This window comes from Streptomyces sp. NPDC032472, from assembly GCF_040636955.1.
In the GTDB taxonomy this organism is placed as follows: domain Bacteria; phylum Actinomycetota; class Actinomycetes; order Streptomycetales; family Streptomycetaceae; genus Streptomyces.
The window spans coordinates 1-17,938 of sequence record NZ_JBEZVK010000061.1 but is presented as its reverse complement, the minus strand read 5'-3'; the positions used below and the strand labels follow the sequence as shown (position 1 = coordinate 17,938).

The following is a 17,938-nucleotide window of genomic DNA, read 5'->3' as shown; positions in this document are numbered from 1 at the left end:
CGCCCTCCGCGGGCCGCGGTCAGGAGTCCCGGCGGTGGGAGCGCCATTCGGGGGCCAGGACCGACCAGACCTCCTCGTCGTGCCGCTCGCCGCGGTACAGGTGGCTCTCGCGCAGGACGCCGTCCCGGCTCATCCCGAGCCGCCGGGCCACGGCGATGCTCGGCTCGTTGCCGACGGAGACGACCCACTCCACGCGGTGGATGCCGCGCTCCTCCACGGCCCAGTCGATGACCAGGCGCGCGGCCCGGGTCACCAGCCCCCTGCCGACCGCCGCCGGCTCCAGCCAGCAGCCGGCCTCGGCCACTCCCTGCTCGACGTCCAGCCTGCGCAGGAGGACCGCGCCGACCAGCGTGCCGTCCAGCCGGATGCCGTACAGCCGGCCGGTGTCGGCCGCGGTCCGGTCCGCGTAGACCTGCAGGAACGCCCGGCTCGACGCCAGGTCGGTGACGACGTCCGGCAGGCCGTTGTGCCGGCCGATGAACTCCCGCCCCCGGTCGATGTGCGCCAGGAACTCCTCGGCCTGCCACGGCTCGAGCGGGCACAGCCGGGCACCGTCGTCGCCCAGGGATATCGCGTACATCGGAGGTCACTTCCGCATCGGGCCGGGGCCAGGACGCGGTGATCTTCTCACAGCGCGGCTCGGCCGGGCGTGCCGCCCGGGCAGCCGGTCCGGCCGGGCGGATAGTGGGGAGGTGTGAGCAACGGTGCAGAGGATCGAGAGCGGCACGCCGACGGCGGGACCTGGTCGGGGGCGGACGGGGCGCAGGCGTTCGCGGCGTTGGATACGGCCACGGACCGGCTGTTGGGCTACCCGTTCGTGTTCGCGGCGCTGTCCCGCCGCACCGGGCGGACCGGCGGGACCGGCGGGACCGCCGGGACCGGCACGACGGCCGGAACCGGCACGGCGGCCGGAACCGCCGGGACCCGCGGCGGCCTGACCCTGGTGGACTACGGGTGCGGGCCGGGCCAGGTGGCCGACCTGGCGGCACGTGAGCTGGGCGTGCGGGTGGTGGGGGTGGACACCTCCCCCGAGATGCTGGCGCTGGCCCGGGCCGGTGCGCCCGCGGTGGCCGAGTACCACCTCGTCGAGGACAACCGGGTGACCGGGCTGCCGGACGAGTGCGCGGACGCGGTGATGTGCAACCACGTGCTGGCCTCCCTGCCGACGCAGGAGGCGGTGCTCGCGGTGTTCACCGAGATCCGGCGGCTGCTGCGGCCCGGCGGGCTGCTGGTGCTGCTGACGACCGACCCGGACTGCGCGGGCCGGGAGTACGCCTCGCTGCGGATCGGGGGTACGGGGGACGGGGCGCTGCGGCCGGGCGAGGAGCTGACCGTGCGGCTGCGGCGCACCGACGGCTCCTGGCAGGAGGTGCACAACCACGCCTGGCCGGTGAGCGTGCTGCCGGAGCTGCTGGAACAGTCGGGGTTCCGGGCGGTGGTGCAGGAGCGGCCGACCGTGGACGAGGCGGCCGCCCTCGCCGACCCGGCCCTCGTGGCGGCGCACGCCTGGACCGCCGAGCGGGCCCGGCCGCCGCTGGTGGTCACCACCGCCCTGGCGGGGTGAGGTCGCGCAAAAGTTGAGGATTGTTCACTTTCCATTGACAGGGCGGGCTCCGGGGGCCAACAGTGCGGTCAGTACCGCGCTCGACCGCACGCGCGCCGCTCCGCCGCGTCGGCGCCGCGCACCCCCGCGACCGAAGTGAGCCCGTATGACTGCGTCCGCCCCCGCACCGCTGCCCGTGTTCCCCGCCGACTTCCTGTGGGGCGTCTCCGCCTCCGCCTTCCAGATCGAGGGGTCGCCGGCGGCCGACGGCCGCGGTCCGTCGTCCTGGGACGCGTTCACCGGCGAACCGGGCAGGATCAAGGACGGCTCGCACGCGGACGTGGCCACCGACCACTACCGCCGCTACCGCGAGGACGTGGCCCTGATGGCCGGACTCGGCGTCGGCGCCTACCGGTTCTCGGTCTCCTGGTCGCGGGTCCTGCCGGAGGGTCGCGGACAGGTCAACCCCAAGGGGCTGGACTTCTACGACCGGCTCGTGGACGCGCTGTGCGCCCGCGGGATCGCCCCGGTGCCCACCCTCTTCCACTGGGACACCCCGCTCGCCCTGGAGGAGCGCGGCGGCTGGCTCTCCCGGGACACCGCCGAGCGCTTCGCCGAGTACGCCTGCGTGGTGGCGGAGCGGCTCGCCGACCGCATCCCCATGTGGATCACCATCAACGAGCCCGCGGAGGTCACCCTCCTCGGATACGGGCTCGGCGAGCACGCCCCGGGCAAGAGCCTCGTCTTCGACGCCCTGCCCGCGGCCCACCACCAACTGCTGGCCCACGGCCTGGGAGTTCAGGCCCTGCGGGCCGCGGGCGCCCGCCGGATCGGCATCGCCGCCTCGCACAGCCCCGTGTGGACCGCGGGCGACGGCGAAGCCGACCGCGCAGCCGCCGACCTGTACGACCTGCTCACCAACCGCCTGTTCGCCGATCCGGTCCTGACCGGCGCCTACCCGGACGAGGGGCTGGCCGCGCTGCTGCCGGGCCCGGTGGCGGAGGACCTCCGGACGATCTCGACCCCGCTGGACTGGTACGGGATCAACTACTACAACCCGATGCTCGTCGGCGCCCCGGAGCCGGCCGACGCCGCGGCCGGCGGGGCCTTCGGCGGCATCGACCTGCCGGCCGGCCTGCCGTTCGCGATCCGGGAGATCGAGGCCTGCGAACGGACCGACTTCGGCTGGCCGGTGGTCCCGGACGGCCTGCGCGAACTGCTCGTCGGCATGCACTGGCGCTACGGCGACCGGCTGCCGCCCGTGTACATCACCGAGAACGGCTGCTCGTACGGCGACGGGCCCGACCCGGCGACCGGCCGCATCGCGGACGCGCGGCGGATCGCGTACCACGACGGCCATCTGCGGGCCCTGCACCGGGCGATGGAGGAGGGCGTCGACGTCCGCGGCTACTTCATCTGGTCCATCCTCGACAACTTCGAGTGGGCGGAGGGCTACCGGCAGCGCTTCGGGCTGGTCCACGTCGACTACGAGACGCTGCAGCGAACGCCCAAGGAGTCGTACGCCTGGTACCGCGGCGTGATCAAGAGCGGCGGATGACCGCCGACGGCACGGCGCAGGAGCCGCTGACCGACAGCGGCGGCGAGGACTCCGGAAAGGGCTCCGGAAAGGGCTCCGGCGACGGCACCGGTGGCGGCCGGCCGGTCCGGGGCGGCTGGGTGGGCGCCCTGTCCCTGGCCAACCTCGGCGTGTGGGTGGGGTGGTTCGGGCCGCTGCAGCTGCTACTGGCCCGGCAGGCGGAACTCCTCGCCCCGGACCACAAGGCCTCGGCCCTCGCCTTGGTCACGGGGACGGGAGCGGCCGTGTCGATGGTGGCCAACCCGGTCTTCGGGGCGCTCTCGGACCGCACGACGGCGCGGGCCGGCCGCCGGATCCCCTGGGTGCTCGGCGGGGTCGCGGGCGGCGCGGCCGGGCTGCTGGTCCTGGCGCGGGCCTCGACCATCGCGGGCGTGACGGCGGGCTGGTGCCTGGTGCAGCTGGCCCTGAACGCCGCCTTCGCCGCGCTGACCGCGGCCGTGCCCGACCAGGTGCCGGCGCACCAGCGCGGGCTGGTCGGCGGCTGGCTCGGCGTGTCCCAGGTGGTCGGCATCCTGCTCGGGACGGCCCTGGCCACGGCCGCGGGCACGGTCGCCGCCGGCTACGCGGCGTGCGCGGCCTTCACGGTGCTCGCGGCGCTGCCGTACGCGCTGATGCGGCGCGACACCCGCCTGGCCCCCGCGGACCGGCCCGCGTTCAGGCTTCGGGCCTTCCTGGCCGGCTTCGCGATCGACCCGCGCCGGCACCCCGACTTCGGCTGGGCCTGGCTGACCCGGTTCCTGATGAACCTCTCGTACTCGGTGAGCACGATGTACCTGCTGTACTACCTCACCGACGCCGTGCACTACCGGGGCGACGCGGACGAGGGCGTGCTCGTCCTGACCGCCCTCAACACCTGCACCCTGCTCGCCACGGTGGTCGTCGGCGGGATCCGCTCCGACCGCACGGGCCGCCGGAGGGTGTACGTCATCGGCTCGGGGCTGGCGATCTCTGCGGCCACCCTCCTGCTCGCCGTGTGGCAGACCTGGACCGGTGCGATCGTCGCCTCGCTCGTCCTGGGCGTCGGCTTCGGCGTCTACACCTCGGTGGACTTCGCCCTGCTCACCGATGTGCTGCCGACCGCCGAGGACCACGGCCGGGACCTCGGCGTCGTCAACATCGCCAACGCACTGCCCCAGGTGCTGGCCCCGGTGATCGCCGCCCCGGTCGTCGCCCGCCTCGGCGGCTACACGGCCCTGTACCTCCTCGCCGCCCTCCTCGCCCTCGCCGGCTCCGTCCTGGTCCGCCGCATCCGCTCCGTGCCCTAGGGGCCTGTCCGATGGGTCCGAAACCGATTCAGTGCCTGTTTCGCATTTTCTGACCCGTATCAGTGGCTCGCGCTCCGCAACGCGGTCGGGGCTGCTGGACCGCTGACGTCACAAAGCCGGCGAGGATTGCGGCCAAAGCCGGGTCACGAGCTGGACGCCGATCCGTCCGCTCCGTACCGGAGGCCGTCGAGGAGCAGGTCGAGGAGGCGTCCGGCCCGTTCGCGCTGGCCGGGAGCGCTGGTGATCAGCCCGATGCCGGCCAGGCTGAAGCCGACATCGAAGGGGTCGATGCCCGGGCGCAGGAGACCGGCGTCGGCGCCGGCGTGCAGCAGGGTGCCCAGCGCGGTGGCGAGCTTGTCGAGGGTCTCGGCGAAGGGGTCCGCACCGGATGCGACCGCGGCCCGCAGCGCGTCCGCCATGCCCTGCTTGGCTGCCAGGTAGTCGATGAAGTCGTCCATCCACAGGCGTATCGCCCGGTCGGGCGGGTTGTCGGCAAGCAGCTTCGCGGCGCTGTCGCAGACGCGGGCCAGCTCGTTGCGGTAGGCCGCCTCGACGAGCGCCTCGCGCGTGGGGAAGTGGCGGTAGAGCGTGGCCGAGCCGACGCCCGCGGCCTTGGCGATCGTGTCGATCGCGACGTCCGGGCCCTTCTCGGAGAAGGCGCGTACGGCCGCTTCGAGGATGCGCTCCCGGTTACGGCGGGCATCGGCGCGCAACACGCTCGGCTTGGTGGTCAAGGCTGCTCCCTTCATCGGGGGACCAGTCTAACTGGACAACCGGGGAGTTCCCCGCTTACCGTCTTGACGTAACCGGGGAACTCCCCGGTTAAGGCGTTGACCGTGACGCTTCACGCGCAAGGAATGGCGATCATGACAGCACAGCAGCCCATCGGTTCCGGCTTCGGGGCCCGCAGCACCACGGCCGACGTCCTGGCCGGCCTCGACCTCACCGGAAAGCTCGCAGTCGTGACCGGCGGTAGTTCCGGACTGGGGCTGGAGACCGCACGCGCCCTGCGGGGCGCCGGCGCGACTGTCGTCGCAGCCGTCCGCCGCCCGGAAGCGGCCGCGGAGGCCTTCACCGCAGTGGACGGGGTCGAGGTGCGCCGTCTCGACCTGGGCGACCAGGCCAGCGTGCACACCTTCGCGGACGAGTTCCTGGCAAGCGGCCGCAGCATCGACATCCTCATCAACAACGCCGGCGTGATGGCCCTGCCCGAGACCCGCCTCGGACCCGGCTGGGAGGCGCAGTTCGCCACCAACCACCTGGGCCACTACACACTCACGAACCGGCTGTGGGCCGCCCTGGCAGCCGACGGCGGCGCGCGCGTGGTCGCCCTCAGCTCTGCCGGACACCGCTATTCGCCGATCCGCTGGGACGACGTCATGTTCGCAAACGACTATGACAAGGCCGTCGCCTACGGACAGTCCAAAACCGCGATCGCGCTGTTCGCCGTCCACCTCGACGCGCTCGGCCGCGAGCACCAGGTGCGGGCCTTCGCCGTCGCCCCCGGTGCCGTCATGACCCCGCTCCAGCGGCACATGACCCGCGAGGAGATGATCGCCTTCGGCTGGATCGACGACCAGGGCAACACGGCCCCCAGTTTCAAGACCCCCGAACAGGGTGCCGCTACCCAGGTCTGGGCGGCCGCCTCCCCGCAGCTGGCCCACACCGGCGGCGTCTACCTGAACGACTGCGACATCGCCCCGCTCTCCCAGGACGACGCACCCGGAGTCAGGCCCTACGCGGTCGACCCCGAACAGGCCGCACGCCTGTGGACCCTGTCCGCCCAGCTGACCGGCACCAACGCGTTCGCGAACCGGTGACACGACGGCATAGCGCACTCCCCTCCAAGAAGCCCGCACCTGAAATCTCTGCAAGAAGGGTCACATCATGACGCACACCGATCTGGCCGCCGTCGCGAACGAAGCACAGGCATGGTTCGACAGCTACGTCGAGACGTTCATCGGACTGGCAGCAGAGGGGAGCACCGATCCCGCGCCGCTCCTCGACTACTTCTCGGTGCCGATCAGCATGACCACGGGCACGGCCCACACCGCTCTCACCTCCGCCGAGGCGCTCTCCCAGGGACTCGCACACGAGCTGCGCGCACTGCGCGACGCCGACTACGGGGGCAGCAAGGCCCTCGACCGGGTGGTACGCGTGCTCAACGAACGGGCCGCGCACATCGAGGTGACCTGGGTGCGCCAGGACAGCCAGGGGCGGGAGTTCCAGCGTGTCCGTGTGCTCTACCTGGCCGCCCGTACCGACGCGGGATGGCGGACGGTCGCCTCCGTGATCCTGGCCGGCTGACGAAGCCGCCACAAGATCGCCAACGTGGCAGTACGTGCTGATCGATGTCACGTCGATGCTCGTCCCCACGGCTGAGGGGCTATCCGGTGGGTCGGCGGGGTCCCCTTGCCTGCCTTCTAGGCTGGCGCCATGGACGATAGAGGGCTGCTTGCCGCTACGGGCCCATCAGCCAGGAGAAGGCCGTGCAGATCCTGCGGGAGTGGGTGGATCCGCCACCCCGCCCCACATCAGCCGGAACGAGCCACCGCCAGGTGAGTCACTCGACTCGTCGGACAGGCCCTGGCGCCGTGACCGGAAAGCACTAGTAGCCGGTCGTGCGCAGCCACCGCAGGGTCGTGACGGCTTCCCCGCCGAAGTCCTCGCACAGCGCGAGCAACGCGCGGCCGGCGGAGGAGTCGGGCAGTCCCCCGGCATCGGGGAGGGCCCGCAGGCCGTTGTGGCAGGCGGATTCGACCGCGTGGCTGCGGGACGCGAAGTAGCCGGCGTCGCTCGGGCGGTTGGGCAGGTCGGGCAGGTCGGCCAGATACCGGCGGTGGGCGTCCTGCGACGGGTGGTCGTGGAAGGAGTCCTCCATGAGGCCGTCGAGGTACGCCGCCAGGCCGGACACGGCGTCGACGACGCCCTCGGCCACGTCCGGGCCCGGTTCGTGCGACAGCTCGCCGAAGGCCAACAGGGCGGCGATGACCTCCAACTGGACGAGCCCGACGGTGTCCGGATCGACCTCGGAGGCGAACAGCGGGGCCGTGCACAGCTCGGCGACGGCCCGCGCGTAGGCCCGGTCCGACGCTTCGCCGGGAGGGCCTGCCGCCAGCCGGAACAGCTCCTCCGGCGCGGCCGGATCGACGCCCCACTCCTCGTCCATGGCGAACGCGAGGACCGGTGCCCGCCACCGCCACAGGGCCAGCGCGGCGGCCCGGCGCCGCCCGACCGGGGTCAGGCCGGCCAACCGCTCGATCTGCACCACGTCCGCGCGCCGCCCCTTCCCATCCGCCGTAGCCTGCGCTGTCCTTCAGTGTGGAAGCGGTCGCCGACATGCGTGTGCGGTGCCACCGGAGGGGGTCCGGCGGCACCGCACACGGTGTCGGTCAGGCCGGCTCAGACCCGGCCGGGACCGGTCAGGTGTTGACGCAGACGGTGCTGCCCGTCGGGTTCAGCGCACCGATGGCGTTGATGCTGTTGCCGCAGATGTTGATCGGGATGTGGATCGGTACCTGGACCACATTGCCCGACAGGACGCCCGGCGAACCGATGGCGTAGCCGCTCGCGGTGCTGTCTGCAACAGCGGATCCGACCCCGCCGAGCGTCGCGCACAGCGCCAGAGTGGCTGCGGCGGCCATGGTACGGATCTTCATGTTGGATCTCCCATCGACTGAGGGGGTGTGCGGGGCCCATCTCACACCAGTCGCGAGCAAACTCGGGCGATTCACCCGGTCGTGGGCCCTGTCCGGATCGGATACGGGCGGGCGCGGGCTCGGCGCCGCTTATGTAATGTCACATCGCATGATGTCCTTACGGCGTGCCGCATCCGCCGCAGCCCTCCTCGCCACCGTCCTGTCCACGGCCCTCGCCTCCCCCGCGTACGCCGCCCGATCCGACGGCGACGACGGCGGCGGCGCACCCTGCCGTACCTCGGCCACCACCCCCCTGGACGCCGAGCAGGCCCGCCTCGGCGACGCCCGCACCACCGCGCTCGTCGAGCGTGCCGGACTGGCGGACTTCGTACGCCGCTTCCCCGCCGCCCTGTGCACGGCCCGCCATTCGGCCGACGCCGGCCGGCTCCTCGACGCCTGGGGAACCTCCCTGTGGCAGACGGCCGTGGACCGCGCGCAGGGCCGGCGCCCCGGCGGCGACCTCGCCGCCGGCGACGACCGGCCGCTGTACTGGGCCCGGTTGGCCATGACGGCCGCCCTCGCGCGCTGGGAACCCGCGTTCCCCGTCGACCGCGCCGCCCTGCGCACCCGCTTCGAGGACGCCTCGCGCGGGCTGACCGACAACGCCTTCCGCAGCGCGCCCGGCGTCCGGCGCGTCTTCATCAGCGGCTTCGACCCCTTCGGGCTCGACACGGAGCTCCGCCGCGGCAACCCCTCCGGCTCCGCCGCCCTCCGCCTCAACGGCCGCCGCATCACCCTCGCCGACGGCACCCGCGCCGAGATCCGCACCGTCGTCCTCCCCGTGCGGTACGGGGACTTCGACTCCGGCATCGTCGAGCGGGCCTTCACCCCCCGCCTGGCGGGCGGCAGCCCCGACCGGGCGGACGTCATCACCACCGTCAGCCAGGGCTACCCCGGCCTCTTCACCCTCGAGGACTGGGCCGGCCGGTCCCGCTCGGCGGACCCGTACCCCGACAACACCGGCGCCCTCTCCGGCGGCACCCGCGAGCACCCCGTGACCGCCCCTGGCCTCGGCCCCGGAGCGGAGTTCATCCGCACCACGCTGCCCGCCGACACGGTCACCGCCGCCGTGCAGGCCCCGTACCCGGTGCGCCTGAACTCCGCCGTCACCGAGATACCGGCGGGCGCCGCCGCTCCCGTGGACCGCTCCGACGGGCCGACGCCCGGCTCGCGGGCCGTCGCGGGCGGCGGAGGCGGGTACCTGTCCAACGAGGTCGCGTACCGGTCCAACCGGCTCCGCACCGAACTCGGCCGCGCCGACGTGCCCGGCGGCCACCTGCACACCCCGGTGCTCACCGGCCTGCCCGCCGATCCGCAAGCGCTGACGGGCCCCGAGTTCGAGGACAACGAGAGCGCGATCGCCGCCGAGGTCCGTGCCGTCCTGGAACACGCCGCTGCCCGCCCCTGATCCCCTGACCTCGCTATTGACGTCGCCCCTGGCCCCGCCCTTGGCCCTGCCGTGACGCACGGCGACCGCCCGCGTCAAGGGCGGTCGCCGCCGCCTCCCCCTGCGGGTGAAGCAGGCGTCGACGATCGCCGGCGGTCCCCGGTGAGCCGCAAGACTGCCCCGTAGGACCGGGCTTCGGCACACCGACCTCCGACCACCGACCACGGAAAGCGGGCTCCATGGGCAACGGCACCGTTCTGCTGGCACTGCGCGAGAACCCCCTGGGCGGCGGCGCGAGCGCCGACCAACTCCGCCGCATCGGGAAGGAACTGGAGAACGAGGGCCTGGAGCTGCGGTGGGCTGCCAACGCCGCCGACGCCCGGGCCGCCCTGCGCACCGAGGCCGGGCTCGCGGCGGCCGTGGTCGCCTGGGACCTCGCGCGCTCCGCCGCCGGCGGCGCCGAGGAGGGCGGCGGCGGCGACGTGCTGCGGCACATCGGGCGCCGGTTCAAGAACCTGCCGGTGTTCCTCGTCATGGCGGACGACTCCGACCAGGACCTGGAGCGGCTGCCGCTGTGGGTGTCGGAGACCGTCGTCGGCTACATCTGGCCGCTCGAGGACACCCCGGCCTTCATCGCCGGACGCGTCAGCACCGCGGCCCGCAACTACCACAAGGACGTCCTGCCGCCGTTCTTCAAGGCCCTGCGCCGCTTCGACGACGCGCACGAGTACTCCTGGCACACCCCCGCCCACTCCGGCGGCGTGGCCTTCCTCAAGTCCCCCGCCGGACGGGCCTTCTTCGACTACTACGGCGAGCGCCTCTTCCGCACCGACCTGTCGATCTCCGTGGGCGAACTGGGCTCCCTCTTCGAGCACAACGGCCCGATCGGCGAGGCCGAGCGCAACGCCGCCCGCGTCTTCGGCTCGGACCGCACCTACTTCGTCCTGCACGGCGACTCCACCGCCGACCGCATGGTGGGCCACTACAGCGTCACCTCCGACGAGGTCGCCCTGGTGGACCGCAACTGCCACAAGTCGGTGCTGCACGGCCTGGTGATCTCCGGCGCCCGTCCGGTCTACCTGGTGCCCACCCGCAACGGCTACGGCCTGGCCGGCCCGCTGCCGCCCGCCGAGATCGCCCCCGGGGCGGTCGCGGCCAGGATCGCCGCCAATCCGCTGGCGGCCGGTGCGGTGTCCCGGGACGCGCAGTACGCGGTCGTCACCAACTCCACGTACGACGGCCTGTGCTACGACACCCTCGCCGCGGCCCGCGCGTTGGCGGCGAGCACCCCGCGGCTGCACTTCGACGAGGCCTGGTTCGCCTACGCCCGCTTCCACCCCCTCTACGCCGGGCGCTACGGCATGGCCGTCGGCCCCGACACCTTCCCGGACACGGACGGCGCCGGCGACGGGCCCGGCCGCCCCACCGTGTTCGCCACGCAGTCCACGCACAAGCTGCTGGCGGCGCTCTCCCAGTGCGCGATGGTCCACGTCAAGTCCTCGCCGCGGGCCCCGGTCGAACACGAGCGGTTCAACGAGGCGTTCATGATGCACGGCACCACCTCGCCGCTGTATCCGGCGATCGCCTCCCTGGACGTGGCGACCGCGATGATGGACGGGCCGCAGGGGCAGTGGCTGATCGACGAGGCGGTGACGGAGGCGATCCGCTTCCGCCAGGCCGTCGTCCGTACGGCGCGCCGCATCGCGGGGGCCGGGGACCGGCCGCAGTGGTTCTTCGGGGTCTGGCAGCCCGACACCGTCACCGACCCGGCGACCGGCGGGCGCATTCCGTTCGCCGACGCCCCGCCCGCCCTGCTGGCCTCCGAACCGGCGTGCTGGCAGCTCGAACCCGGCGCCGACTGGCACGGCTTCCGCGACCTGGCCGACGGCTACTGCCTGCTCGACCCGATCAAGGTCACGCTGACCTGCCCCGGTGTCACGGCCTCCGGCGACACCGCCGAGTGGGGCATCCCGGCGCGGATCCTGACCGCGTACCTGGCCACCCGCGGCATCGTCGTGGAGAAGACGGACAGCTACACCACGCTGATCCTGTTCTCCATGGGCATCACCAAGGGCAAGTGGGGCACGCTGATGGACGCCCTGATGGACTTCAAGGCCCTGTACGACGCGGACGCGCCGCTGGACCGGGTCCTGCCCGAGCTCGTCGAGCAGTTCCCGCGGCGCTACGCCCGCACCTCGCTGCGCGAGCTGTGCCAGGCGATGCACGAGCACCTGACCGGCTCCGACTTCATCGCGGCCCTCGACACCGCCTTCCAGCAGCTCCCCGAGCCGGTGGCACCGCCGCAGCACTGCTACCAGCAGCTCATCCGCGGCGGTACGGAGCGCATCCGGCTGAGCGAGTCCGCGGGACGGGTGGCCGCCGCCATGGTGACGGTGACGCCGCCGGGGATCCCGGTGCTGATGCCCGGGGAGTCCATCGGTGCGCCCGGCGGTCCGCTGCTGCGCTACCTGGGCAACCTGGAGGAGTTCGACCGGGCCTTCCCGGGCTTCCACAGCGAGGCCCACGGCGTCACCGTGGACCCGGAGACCGGGGACTACCTGATCGAGTGCGTACGGCGGGCGCAGGACTGAAGCACCACAGCGGGCCGGCCCGGGACGGCAGCGCCGTTCCGGGCCGGCCCGCTGTACGCGCGGCGGGCGCGTGCCTCACCACCTCAGCGGCAGCGCCTCCGGCCCCCGGTTGACCGAGCCGCGCCGCCAGGGGACCTGCCCGGGCTCCACGGCGAGCCGCAGCCCGGGCAGTTCCCGCAGCAGGGTCGCGAGCACCACCTCGCACTCCATCCGGGCGAGCGCCGCCCCGAGGCAGTAGTGCGCGCCGTGCCCGAACGCGAGGTGGGGGGCTTCACCGCGGGCGAGGTCGAGCCGGTCGGGGTCGGTGAAGACCCGGGGGTCCCGGTCGGCGGCCGGGTAGGAGACGTACACGGCCTCGCCCGCCCGGATCACCCGTCCGCCGACCTCGACGTCCTCGGTGGCGATCCGCGGCATGCCGACGCCGTTGCGCTGCGGGAGGAAGCGCAGCAGCTCCTCCACCGCCCGGGGCAGCAGCGCGGGTTCGGCCCGCAGCCGCTCCAGCTCGCACGGGTGGGTGAGCAGCGCGTACACCATGGCCGTGGCCTGGCCCAGGATCTGGTCGAGCGCGTTGAGGACCACCATCACGGACAGCGAGACCAGTTCGGGCCGGCTGAGCTCGCCCCGGGTGTGGGCGGCGACCAGGTCGCTGAAGAGGTCGTCGCCGGGGAAGCGGGCCCGGTGGGCGGCCAGTTCACGGAAGTACCCGGCGATCTCGGCCTTGACGCCGTCGCCCTCCCGGCGGGAGCGGTCGGTGGACAGGATGAGGGTCCGCCACTGCTGGAGCCGGCCGAAGTCCTCGGCCGGCAGCCCCAGCAGGCTGCCGAGGAGGTGCTCCGGCATCGGCCCGGTCACCGCTTCCGCCAGGTCGGCGGGCGGGCCCTGGGCGACCATGGCGGCGACGAGCCGGTCGGCGGTCTCCTCGGCTCCCGCGCGCAGGGCGGCGACCCGCTTGCGGCCGAAGGCCCCGGCCACCAGGCGCCGCAGGCGGGTGTGGTCGGGCGGGTCGGTGCGCCCGATGCCGCCGGCCGGGGCGACCGTGTGCGGGGTCATGGAGGTGACCGGCCGGTCGACGGTCAGCGCCCGGCTGAACCGCGGGTCCGAGGTCACCTCCTTGACCAGGTCGTACGAGGTCACCAGCCAGGCCTCGCCCTCGCCGTGGCGCATGCGGATCCGGGCGACCGGCTCCTCGCGCAGCAGTCGGTGCAGCAGCGGGTCGAAGTCGAGTGCGGTGAGGTGGTCCACCGGCCAGAAGTGCACGGGGGCATCGGCGGGGTCGGCGGGGCCGTGCTGGGCGGGGATGGAGCCGGGCGGGGTGTGCGACCGCGTCCCGCCGCCGGCGGCGGGGTCTTCGGCGGGGCGGTGGCCGGTGGGCGCCGGCCGCCTCGCGGTCACCGGCCGGCCCCCGTCCCCGGCGCCGGCAGCGCGGTGTGCCGCAGCGGGGTCAGCTGCTGGATGTCGTAGCGGGCCCGCAGCTCCTCGACGGCGGCCGGGTCGGGGCCGCCGTGGGCGTCCATCAGCTCCAGCAGCTCCTCGAAGTACCGCTCGTGGTCCGGCGGCGGCGCCGACTGGAACAGCATGCGGGCCGGCTTCCCGGTGGGATTGGCGAAGGCGTGCGGGCAGCCCGGCGGCACCAGGATCAGGGTGCCGGCCGTGGCCCGTACCGGGCGCAGACCGGAGGCCGACTCCCAGCTCCGCCAGTCGTCGCGCGTGCGCACCACCGGCTCGAAGGCGAGCACCTCCAGCTCGCCCTCGATGACGTAGAAGAGCTCCTCGCCGCGGGTGTGGGTGTGCGCCCCGACGTCGAAGCCGGGCGGGACGACCACCTCGAAGGTGGAGGCCACGCGGGAGTGGGCGCCGGTGACCTTGAACGTCACCTCCTGCGCGGCGGTCTTGACGGTGCGCCCGCCGCCGGGCGGCACCACGAGGCCGTCCCCGGGGTACAGCATGGTCATGGTCTTCGGCTCCTGCCTGCTCGGGGCGGTCGGTACGGTCACCAGTGGACGGGGAGTGCCTCGGGCCCGCGGATGAGGGCGCCGCGCTGCCAGCGCAGCTCCTCGACGGGGACGGCGAGCCGCAGGTCCGGGAAGCGGTCCCACAGCGAGGTGAGGAGGATCTCGGCCTCCATGCGGGCGAGGGTGGCGCCGGGGCAGTAGTGCGGTCCGTAGCCGAAGGCGACGTGCGGGAAGGCGGGGCGGTCGAAGTCGAGGCGCTCGGGGTCGGCGAAGACCTCCGGATCGCGGTTGGCGGTGAGGTAGGAGACGTACACGGCGTCACCGGCCGGGATGGTGACGCCGCCCACCTCCACGTCCTCCAGGGCGATGCGGGCGAGGCCGACGGCGTTGCGGTGCGGGATGTAGCGCAGCAGCTCCTCGACGGCCCGGGGGGCGAGTTCGGGCTCGGCGCGCAGCCGGGCGAGGTGCCCGGGGTGCGTGAGCAGGGTGAAGACCATGTTGGCGCTGTTGTTGTCCGGGGCGTGGGTGCCGCCCAGCAGGATCAGCACCGCGAGGCCGACGGCTTCGTCGAAGCCGATGCGTCCGGTGTCGATGCCGTCGGCGAGGACTGCGGCCAGGTCCTCGGGGGGCGCCTCCTCGCCCGGCGGGAGCTGCCGGGGCAGGCGGGCGGCGCCGGTGCGGCGAGCGCCGATCAGGTCTGCGAAGTAGCCGGCGATCTCGCCCTTGGCCTGCTCGCTCGCCTCCCGTCCCGCGGCGGCGGACAGGATGGTGTCGGACCACCGGGCCAGGCGGGGCCGGTCCTCGGCGGGAGCGCCCAGGAGCTCGCCGACCATGGCCAGCGGGAACGGCCGGTGGACGAGGGCCATGAGGTCGGCGGGCGGCCCCTGCCGCTCCATCGCGTCGAGCAGCCCGTCCATCACCTGCTGGGCGCGTTCGCGCAGCCGCCGCATGGCGCGGGCGGTGAACGCTCCGGCGACGACCTTGCGCATCCGGGTCTGCTCGGGCGGGTCGGCCACGCCCATCGCGCCGCCCATCGGGATGAAGTGGGGGGCGAGCCGGGTGACGTCGTTCCCCATGACGGCCCGCCGACTGAAGCGGGGGTCGGCGGAGACGAATTTGACGTCGGCGTGCCGGGTCACCAGCCAGGCGTGGCCCTCGCCGTGGGGCAGCCGGATCCGGGCGACCGGCTCCTCGTGGAGCATGCGGGCGAGGAAGGGGTCGAAGTCGAGGCCGCAGAGGTCGGGCGGGCTCCAGAAGTGGACCGTCGCGTCGGTCCGGGGCGTGCTGCGCATGGGGTCCTCGGTCGGTCGGGGGAAGACGGCGGCAGGGGCAGGGGACGGTCGCAGGTCGCGGGTCCCGGGTCGCGGGTGTCCTTGAGGCGTACGTCAGCGGGCCGGGCCGAGGAGGGCCGGGTCGGCGGACCGCTGCCGGCCGATGCCCGCGGCCCGTGCCGTACCCGCCGTACCGGCCGCCCCCGCAGGGCCGGCGGCGGCCGGGGCGGTCCAGCGGCCGAGGGACATCTCGGCGGTGATGCCCGGCCCGAATCCGGCGATCAGCCCCTTGGCACGGTCGGCGGCCCCGCCCTCGTCGAAGAAGCGGGCGAGGGCGTCGAGGACGACGGCGCTGGCGATGTTCCCGTACTCGGTGAGCGTGGCCCGGCTGAAGCGGAAGGCGTCCGGCTGGACCCCGAGGAAGGTGCCCAGATCGTCGAGGATGCGCGGGCCACCCGCGTGGACCAGGTAGAAGTCCAGGTCGGAAGCGTCCCAGCCGTGCCGGCCGGCGAGTTCTGCGAGGACGGGGGCCAGCGGCTCCATGGTGCCGGGCACCCGCTTGTCCAGCAGGAAGTGGAAGCCGGTCTCGCGGACGCTGTACGCGATCCAGTCCTCGGTGCCGGGCACGAGGTGGGAGGCGTTGGCCTCCAGCCGGATGCCGGTGCCGCCCGTGCCGCGTACCACGGCCGCGGCGACCGCGTCGCCGAACAGGCCGTTGGAGAGCAGGGTCCCGACGCCGAGATCGGTGGGCTGGTAGCAGAGCGAGCAGAACTCGCAGGCGACGATCAGTGCGTTGGCGCCGGGGTAGGCGGTGCAGAAGTCGTGGGCGCGGTTGACGGCGCTGCCGCCCGCGGCGCAGCCGAGCTGGGCGATGGGGAGCTGCCGGGTGTCGGGCCGGAAGCCGAGCGTGTTGATCAGCCAGGCCGTCAGGGACGGCATCATGAAGCCGGTGCAGGAGACGTAGACGATCAGGTCGATGTCCGGTGCCGCCAGTTCGGCGTCGGCGAGGGCCCGTTGGACCACGTGCGGGACGCGCCGCTTGGCCTCGGCCTCGTACACCCGGTTGCGGGCCTCGAAGCCCTCGTGGTGCAGGACCTCCTCGATCGGCCGGACCAGATGGCGTTTGAGCACGCCGGTGTTCTCGATCAGCCGTAAGGCGAGGGGCAGTTGGGGGTGTCCGGCGTGCAGGGTGCGTGCCAGGGCGAGGGTCTGGTCGAGGGTGATGACGTGTTCGGGGACGGCGACGGCCGGTCGGCACAGGGTGGCCATGGGGGGACATCCCAAGAGTGGGAGGGACACCCGACCGACCGGCCGAGCGGGGCGCTTGGCAGCCCGGGAGGATCGTCACCGATCACGATCATTTGAGCAAACCGGTACGACTTTCATATTGGTGCTGTTGTACGCACGTTGACGGAAGGCCCCGGACCGGAGTCCGGGGCCCACAGGGAGGGAATCGGGAGTTCGCGAACGGCTACGGGATGTTCGCCACGGTCTCGCAGCCGAGGCCCACGTCGAAGCCGCCCGATCCGTCACAGCTGTCGGTCACGCCCTCGCCGCCGTCCATGACGTCGTTGCCGCCGTCCGTCGCGGCGGCCGCGCTCTGGCCGGGCGTCGCGGCGGCCGCGCTCTGGCCGGGCGTCGCGGCGGGGGCGCTCTGGCCGGGCGTCGCGGCGGGGGCGGCCGGAGCCGCGGGCGCCGTCGAGGGGCGCGGCGAGTCCGGACGCGAGTTGGACGGGCGCGAGGAGGACGGGCGCGACGGGGAGGACGACGAGGAAGACGAGAGCTTGCCGTCGTCCCGGCCGTGGGCGGCGTGGCCCGAGTTGCTGTCGCCGATGATGGTGTCCGTGCCGGCGGCGCCGACGAGGACGTCGTTGCCCTGGCCCGTCGCCGTCACCTCGGCGGAGGAGTCCCCGGTGATGGCGTCGTCGCCGTTGCCGCCGTCGAGGATGTCGTTGCCGCCGCCGGAGGCGTTGATGCCGCCGCGGCTGTCGCCGACCATGTGGTCGTCGCCGTCCCCGCCGAAGACCATGTCGTTGCCGCCGCCCGAGGCGGTGCCGCCGAAGGCGATGCTGTCGCCGCCGATGCGGTCGTTGCCCGGTCCGCCGAAGACGATGTCGTTGCCGCCGCCGTCCACGTTGGCCCTGGTGCTGATCAGGTCGCCGCGCACCATGTCGGCGCCCTCGCCGCCGTCGACCTGGTCGTTGCCCAGGCCGCCGGCGATGGTGTCGTCGCCGCCCAGACCGCAGACCAGGTCGTCGCCGCCCAGCGCGTCGATGGTGTCGACGCCCGCCGACCCGACGATGACGTCGCTGCCCTCCGTGCCGGTGATCTTGCCCGAACCGGAGATCGTGGCGGTGCGCCCGAAGCAGGTCACCTCCTCGGCCGCGTCCGCGGCCAGGCTCGGGAACGCGAGGGAGAGCAGTGCGGCTGCTGCCAGCAGGGTGAGGGATTTTCGGCCAGGCATACGGACCTCCGGTCGTCGACGTTGAACGCGTGGGGACCATATGGGGACATACAAGGCCGAATCAATCAAATGTCCCGATGTTGGAGCCCATTACGTTCGATTGGCCCCCACGCCGGGGAGCTCCCGCGGCAGGGGCCGCCCGTGCCGAGGCCGGCCGCGGGCCGGGCGGG

Annotated in this window: 16 protein-coding genes; 7 read left to right on the top strand and 9 right to left on the bottom strand. The window is 73.6% G+C overall.

The annotated features are described in order from the left end of the window. Window positions 1-19 precede the first annotated feature (19 nt). Window positions 20-580 (bottom strand): GNAT family protein, encoded by a 561-nt coding sequence (locus AB0F11_RS29765; RefSeq protein WP_362180175.1) that lies wholly within the window; start codon window positions 578-580, stop codon window positions 20-22. Window positions 581-694: 114 nt separating this feature from the next. On the opposite strand from AB0F11_RS29765, the gene AB0F11_RS29760 reads away from it, so the two are divergent. The 3 genes from AB0F11_RS29760 (at window position 695) to AB0F11_RS29750 (ending at window position 4,405) form a co-directional block, all read left to right on the top strand. Next, window positions 695-1,564 carry a class I SAM-dependent methyltransferase gene (locus AB0F11_RS29760; RefSeq protein WP_362180172.1) on the top strand — a complete coding sequence of 290 codons (870 nt, stop codon included), beginning with the start codon at window positions 695-697 and terminating at the stop codon, window positions 1,562-1,564. A 145-nt stretch (window positions 1,565-1,709) separates the two neighbouring features. Continuing rightward, on the top strand, window positions 1,710-3,101 hold the full coding sequence (locus AB0F11_RS29755; RefSeq protein ID WP_362180169.1) for a GH1 family beta-glucosidase: 1,392 nt from the start codon (window positions 1,710-1,712) through the stop codon (window positions 3,099-3,101). After that, a complete protein-coding gene (locus AB0F11_RS29750) occupies window positions 3,098-4,405 on the top strand; it encodes an MFS transporter (protein WP_362180167.1) in 1,308 nt (435 codons plus the stop codon). Before AB0F11_RS29755 ends, AB0F11_RS29750 begins: the two co-directional genes overlap by 4 nt. 143 nt (window positions 4,406-4,548) lie before the next feature. Here AB0F11_RS29750 and AB0F11_RS29745 read toward each other — a convergent pair whose 3' ends face one another. Then, complete coding sequence (locus tag AB0F11_RS29745; RefSeq protein ID WP_362180165.1) at window positions 4,549-5,154, bottom strand: TetR/AcrR family transcriptional regulator; 606 nt, start codon at window positions 5,152-5,154, stop codon at window positions 4,549-4,551. 114 nt (window positions 5,155-5,268) lie between these two features. Here AB0F11_RS29745 and AB0F11_RS29740 point away from each other — a divergent pair, with 114 nt between their 5' ends. Beyond that, on the top strand, window positions 5,269-6,225 hold the full coding sequence (locus AB0F11_RS29740; RefSeq protein WP_362180240.1) for an SDR family NAD(P)-dependent oxidoreductase: 957 nt from the start codon (window positions 5,269-5,271) through the stop codon (window positions 6,223-6,225). 67 nt (window positions 6,226-6,292) lie between these two features. Further along, the gene (locus tag AB0F11_RS29735; RefSeq protein ID WP_362180163.1) at window positions 6,293-6,712 is read left to right on the top strand and encodes a hypothetical protein; all 420 of its coding nucleotides are present in this window, start codon (window positions 6,293-6,295) and stop codon (window positions 6,710-6,712) included. A 301-nt stretch (window positions 6,713-7,013) separates the two neighbouring features. Here the strand turns inward: AB0F11_RS29735 and AB0F11_RS29730 are convergent, their stop codons facing one another. Together AB0F11_RS29730 and AB0F11_RS29725 are read right to left on the bottom strand one after the other, a co-directional pair. Next, window positions 7,014-7,676 (bottom strand): hypothetical protein, encoded by a 663-nt coding sequence (locus AB0F11_RS29730; protein ID WP_362180162.1) that lies wholly within the window; start codon window positions 7,674-7,676, stop codon window positions 7,014-7,016. A 151-nt stretch (window positions 7,677-7,827) separates the two neighbouring features. Next, complete coding sequence (locus AB0F11_RS29725) at window positions 7,828-8,064, bottom strand: chaplin (protein ID WP_362180161.1); 237 nt, start codon at window positions 8,062-8,064, stop codon at window positions 7,828-7,830. A 148-nt stretch (window positions 8,065-8,212) separates the two neighbouring features. Here AB0F11_RS29725 and AB0F11_RS29720 point away from each other — a divergent pair, with 148 nt between their 5' ends. Then, window positions 8,213-9,511, top strand: a complete 1,299-nt coding sequence (locus AB0F11_RS29720) for a pyroglutamyl peptidase (protein ID WP_362180158.1) — start codon at window positions 8,213-8,215, stop codon at window positions 9,509-9,511. A 218-nt stretch (window positions 9,512-9,729) separates the two neighbouring features. Then, entirely contained in the window at window positions 9,730-12,081 is a 2,352-nt protein-coding gene (locus tag AB0F11_RS29715; RefSeq protein WP_362180156.1) for an Orn/Lys/Arg decarboxylase N-terminal domain-containing protein, read from the top strand. 75 nt (window positions 12,082-12,156) lie between these two features. On the opposite strand, the gene AB0F11_RS29710 is transcribed toward AB0F11_RS29715, so the two are convergent. From AB0F11_RS29710 to AB0F11_RS29690, 5 genes are all read right to left on the bottom strand, one after another. Next, entirely contained in the window at window positions 12,157-13,473 is a 1,317-nt protein-coding gene (locus AB0F11_RS29710) for a cytochrome P450 (RefSeq protein WP_362180153.1), read from the bottom strand. Next, the gene (locus AB0F11_RS29705) at window positions 13,470-14,033 is read right to left on the bottom strand and encodes a cupin domain-containing protein (protein WP_362180150.1); all 564 of its coding nucleotides are present in this window, start codon (window positions 14,031-14,033) and stop codon (window positions 13,470-13,472) included. The genes AB0F11_RS29710 and AB0F11_RS29705 overlap by 4 nt, the downstream gene beginning before the upstream one ends. Window positions 14,034-14,071: 38 nt before the next feature. Beyond that, entirely contained in the window at window positions 14,072-15,325 is a 1,254-nt protein-coding gene (locus tag AB0F11_RS29700) for a cytochrome P450 (RefSeq protein WP_362180147.1), read from the bottom strand. A gap of 93 nt (window positions 15,326-15,418) precedes the next feature. Continuing rightward, window positions 15,419-16,573, bottom strand: coding sequence for a type III polyketide synthase (locus AB0F11_RS29695; RefSeq protein WP_362180145.1), 1,155 nt, complete (start codon window positions 16,571-16,573; stop codon window positions 15,419-15,421). Window positions 16,574-16,775: 202 nt separating this feature from the next. Next, window positions 16,776-17,768 (bottom strand): calcium-binding protein, encoded by a 993-nt coding sequence (locus AB0F11_RS29690; RefSeq protein WP_362180142.1) that lies wholly within the window; start codon window positions 17,766-17,768, stop codon window positions 16,776-16,778. Window positions 17,769-17,938 lie beyond the last annotated feature (170 nt).

Bases quoted from the DNA above. Each gene is read 5' to 3' on its own strand.
- AB0F11_RS29695 (WP_362180145.1), bottom strand. From the start codon at position 16,573: ATGGCCACCCTGTGCCGACCGGCCGTCGCCGTCCCCGAACACGTCATC.
- AB0F11_RS29690 (WP_362180142.1), bottom strand. From the start codon at position 17,768: ATGCCTGGCCGAAAATCCCTCACCCTGCTGGCAGCAGCCGCACTGCTC.
- AB0F11_RS29735 (WP_362180163.1), top strand. From the start codon at position 6,293: ATGACGCACACCGATCTGGCCGCCGTCGCGAACGAAGCACAGGCATGG.
- AB0F11_RS29765 (WP_362180175.1), bottom strand. From the start codon at position 580: ATGTACGCGATATCCCTGGGCGACGACGGTGCCCGGCTGTGCCCGCTC.
- AB0F11_RS29745 (WP_362180165.1), bottom strand. From the start codon at position 5,154: ATGAAGGGAGCAGCCTTGACCACCAAGCCGAGCGTGTTGCGCGCCGAT.
- AB0F11_RS29715 (WP_362180156.1), top strand. From the start codon at position 9,730: ATGGGCAACGGCACCGTTCTGCTGGCACTGCGCGAGAACCCCCTGGGC.
- AB0F11_RS29725 (WP_362180161.1), bottom strand. From the start codon at position 8,064: ATGAAGATCCGTACCATGGCCGCCGCAGCCACTCTGGCGCTGTGCGCG.
- AB0F11_RS29720 (WP_362180158.1), top strand. From the start codon at position 8,213: ATGATGTCCTTACGGCGTGCCGCATCCGCCGCAGCCCTCCTCGCCACC.
- AB0F11_RS29755 (WP_362180169.1), top strand. From the start codon at position 1,710: ATGACTGCGTCCGCCCCCGCACCGCTGCCCGTGTTCCCCGCCGACTTC.
- AB0F11_RS29700 (WP_362180147.1), bottom strand. From the start codon at position 15,325: ATGCGCAGCACGCCCCGGACCGACGCGACGGTCCACTTCTGGAGCCCG.
- AB0F11_RS29750 (WP_362180167.1), top strand. From the start codon at position 3,098: ATGACCGCCGACGGCACGGCGCAGGAGCCGCTGACCGACAGCGGCGGC.
- AB0F11_RS29705 (WP_362180150.1), bottom strand. From the start codon at position 14,033: ATGACCATGCTGTACCCCGGGGACGGCCTCGTGGTGCCGCCCGGCGGC.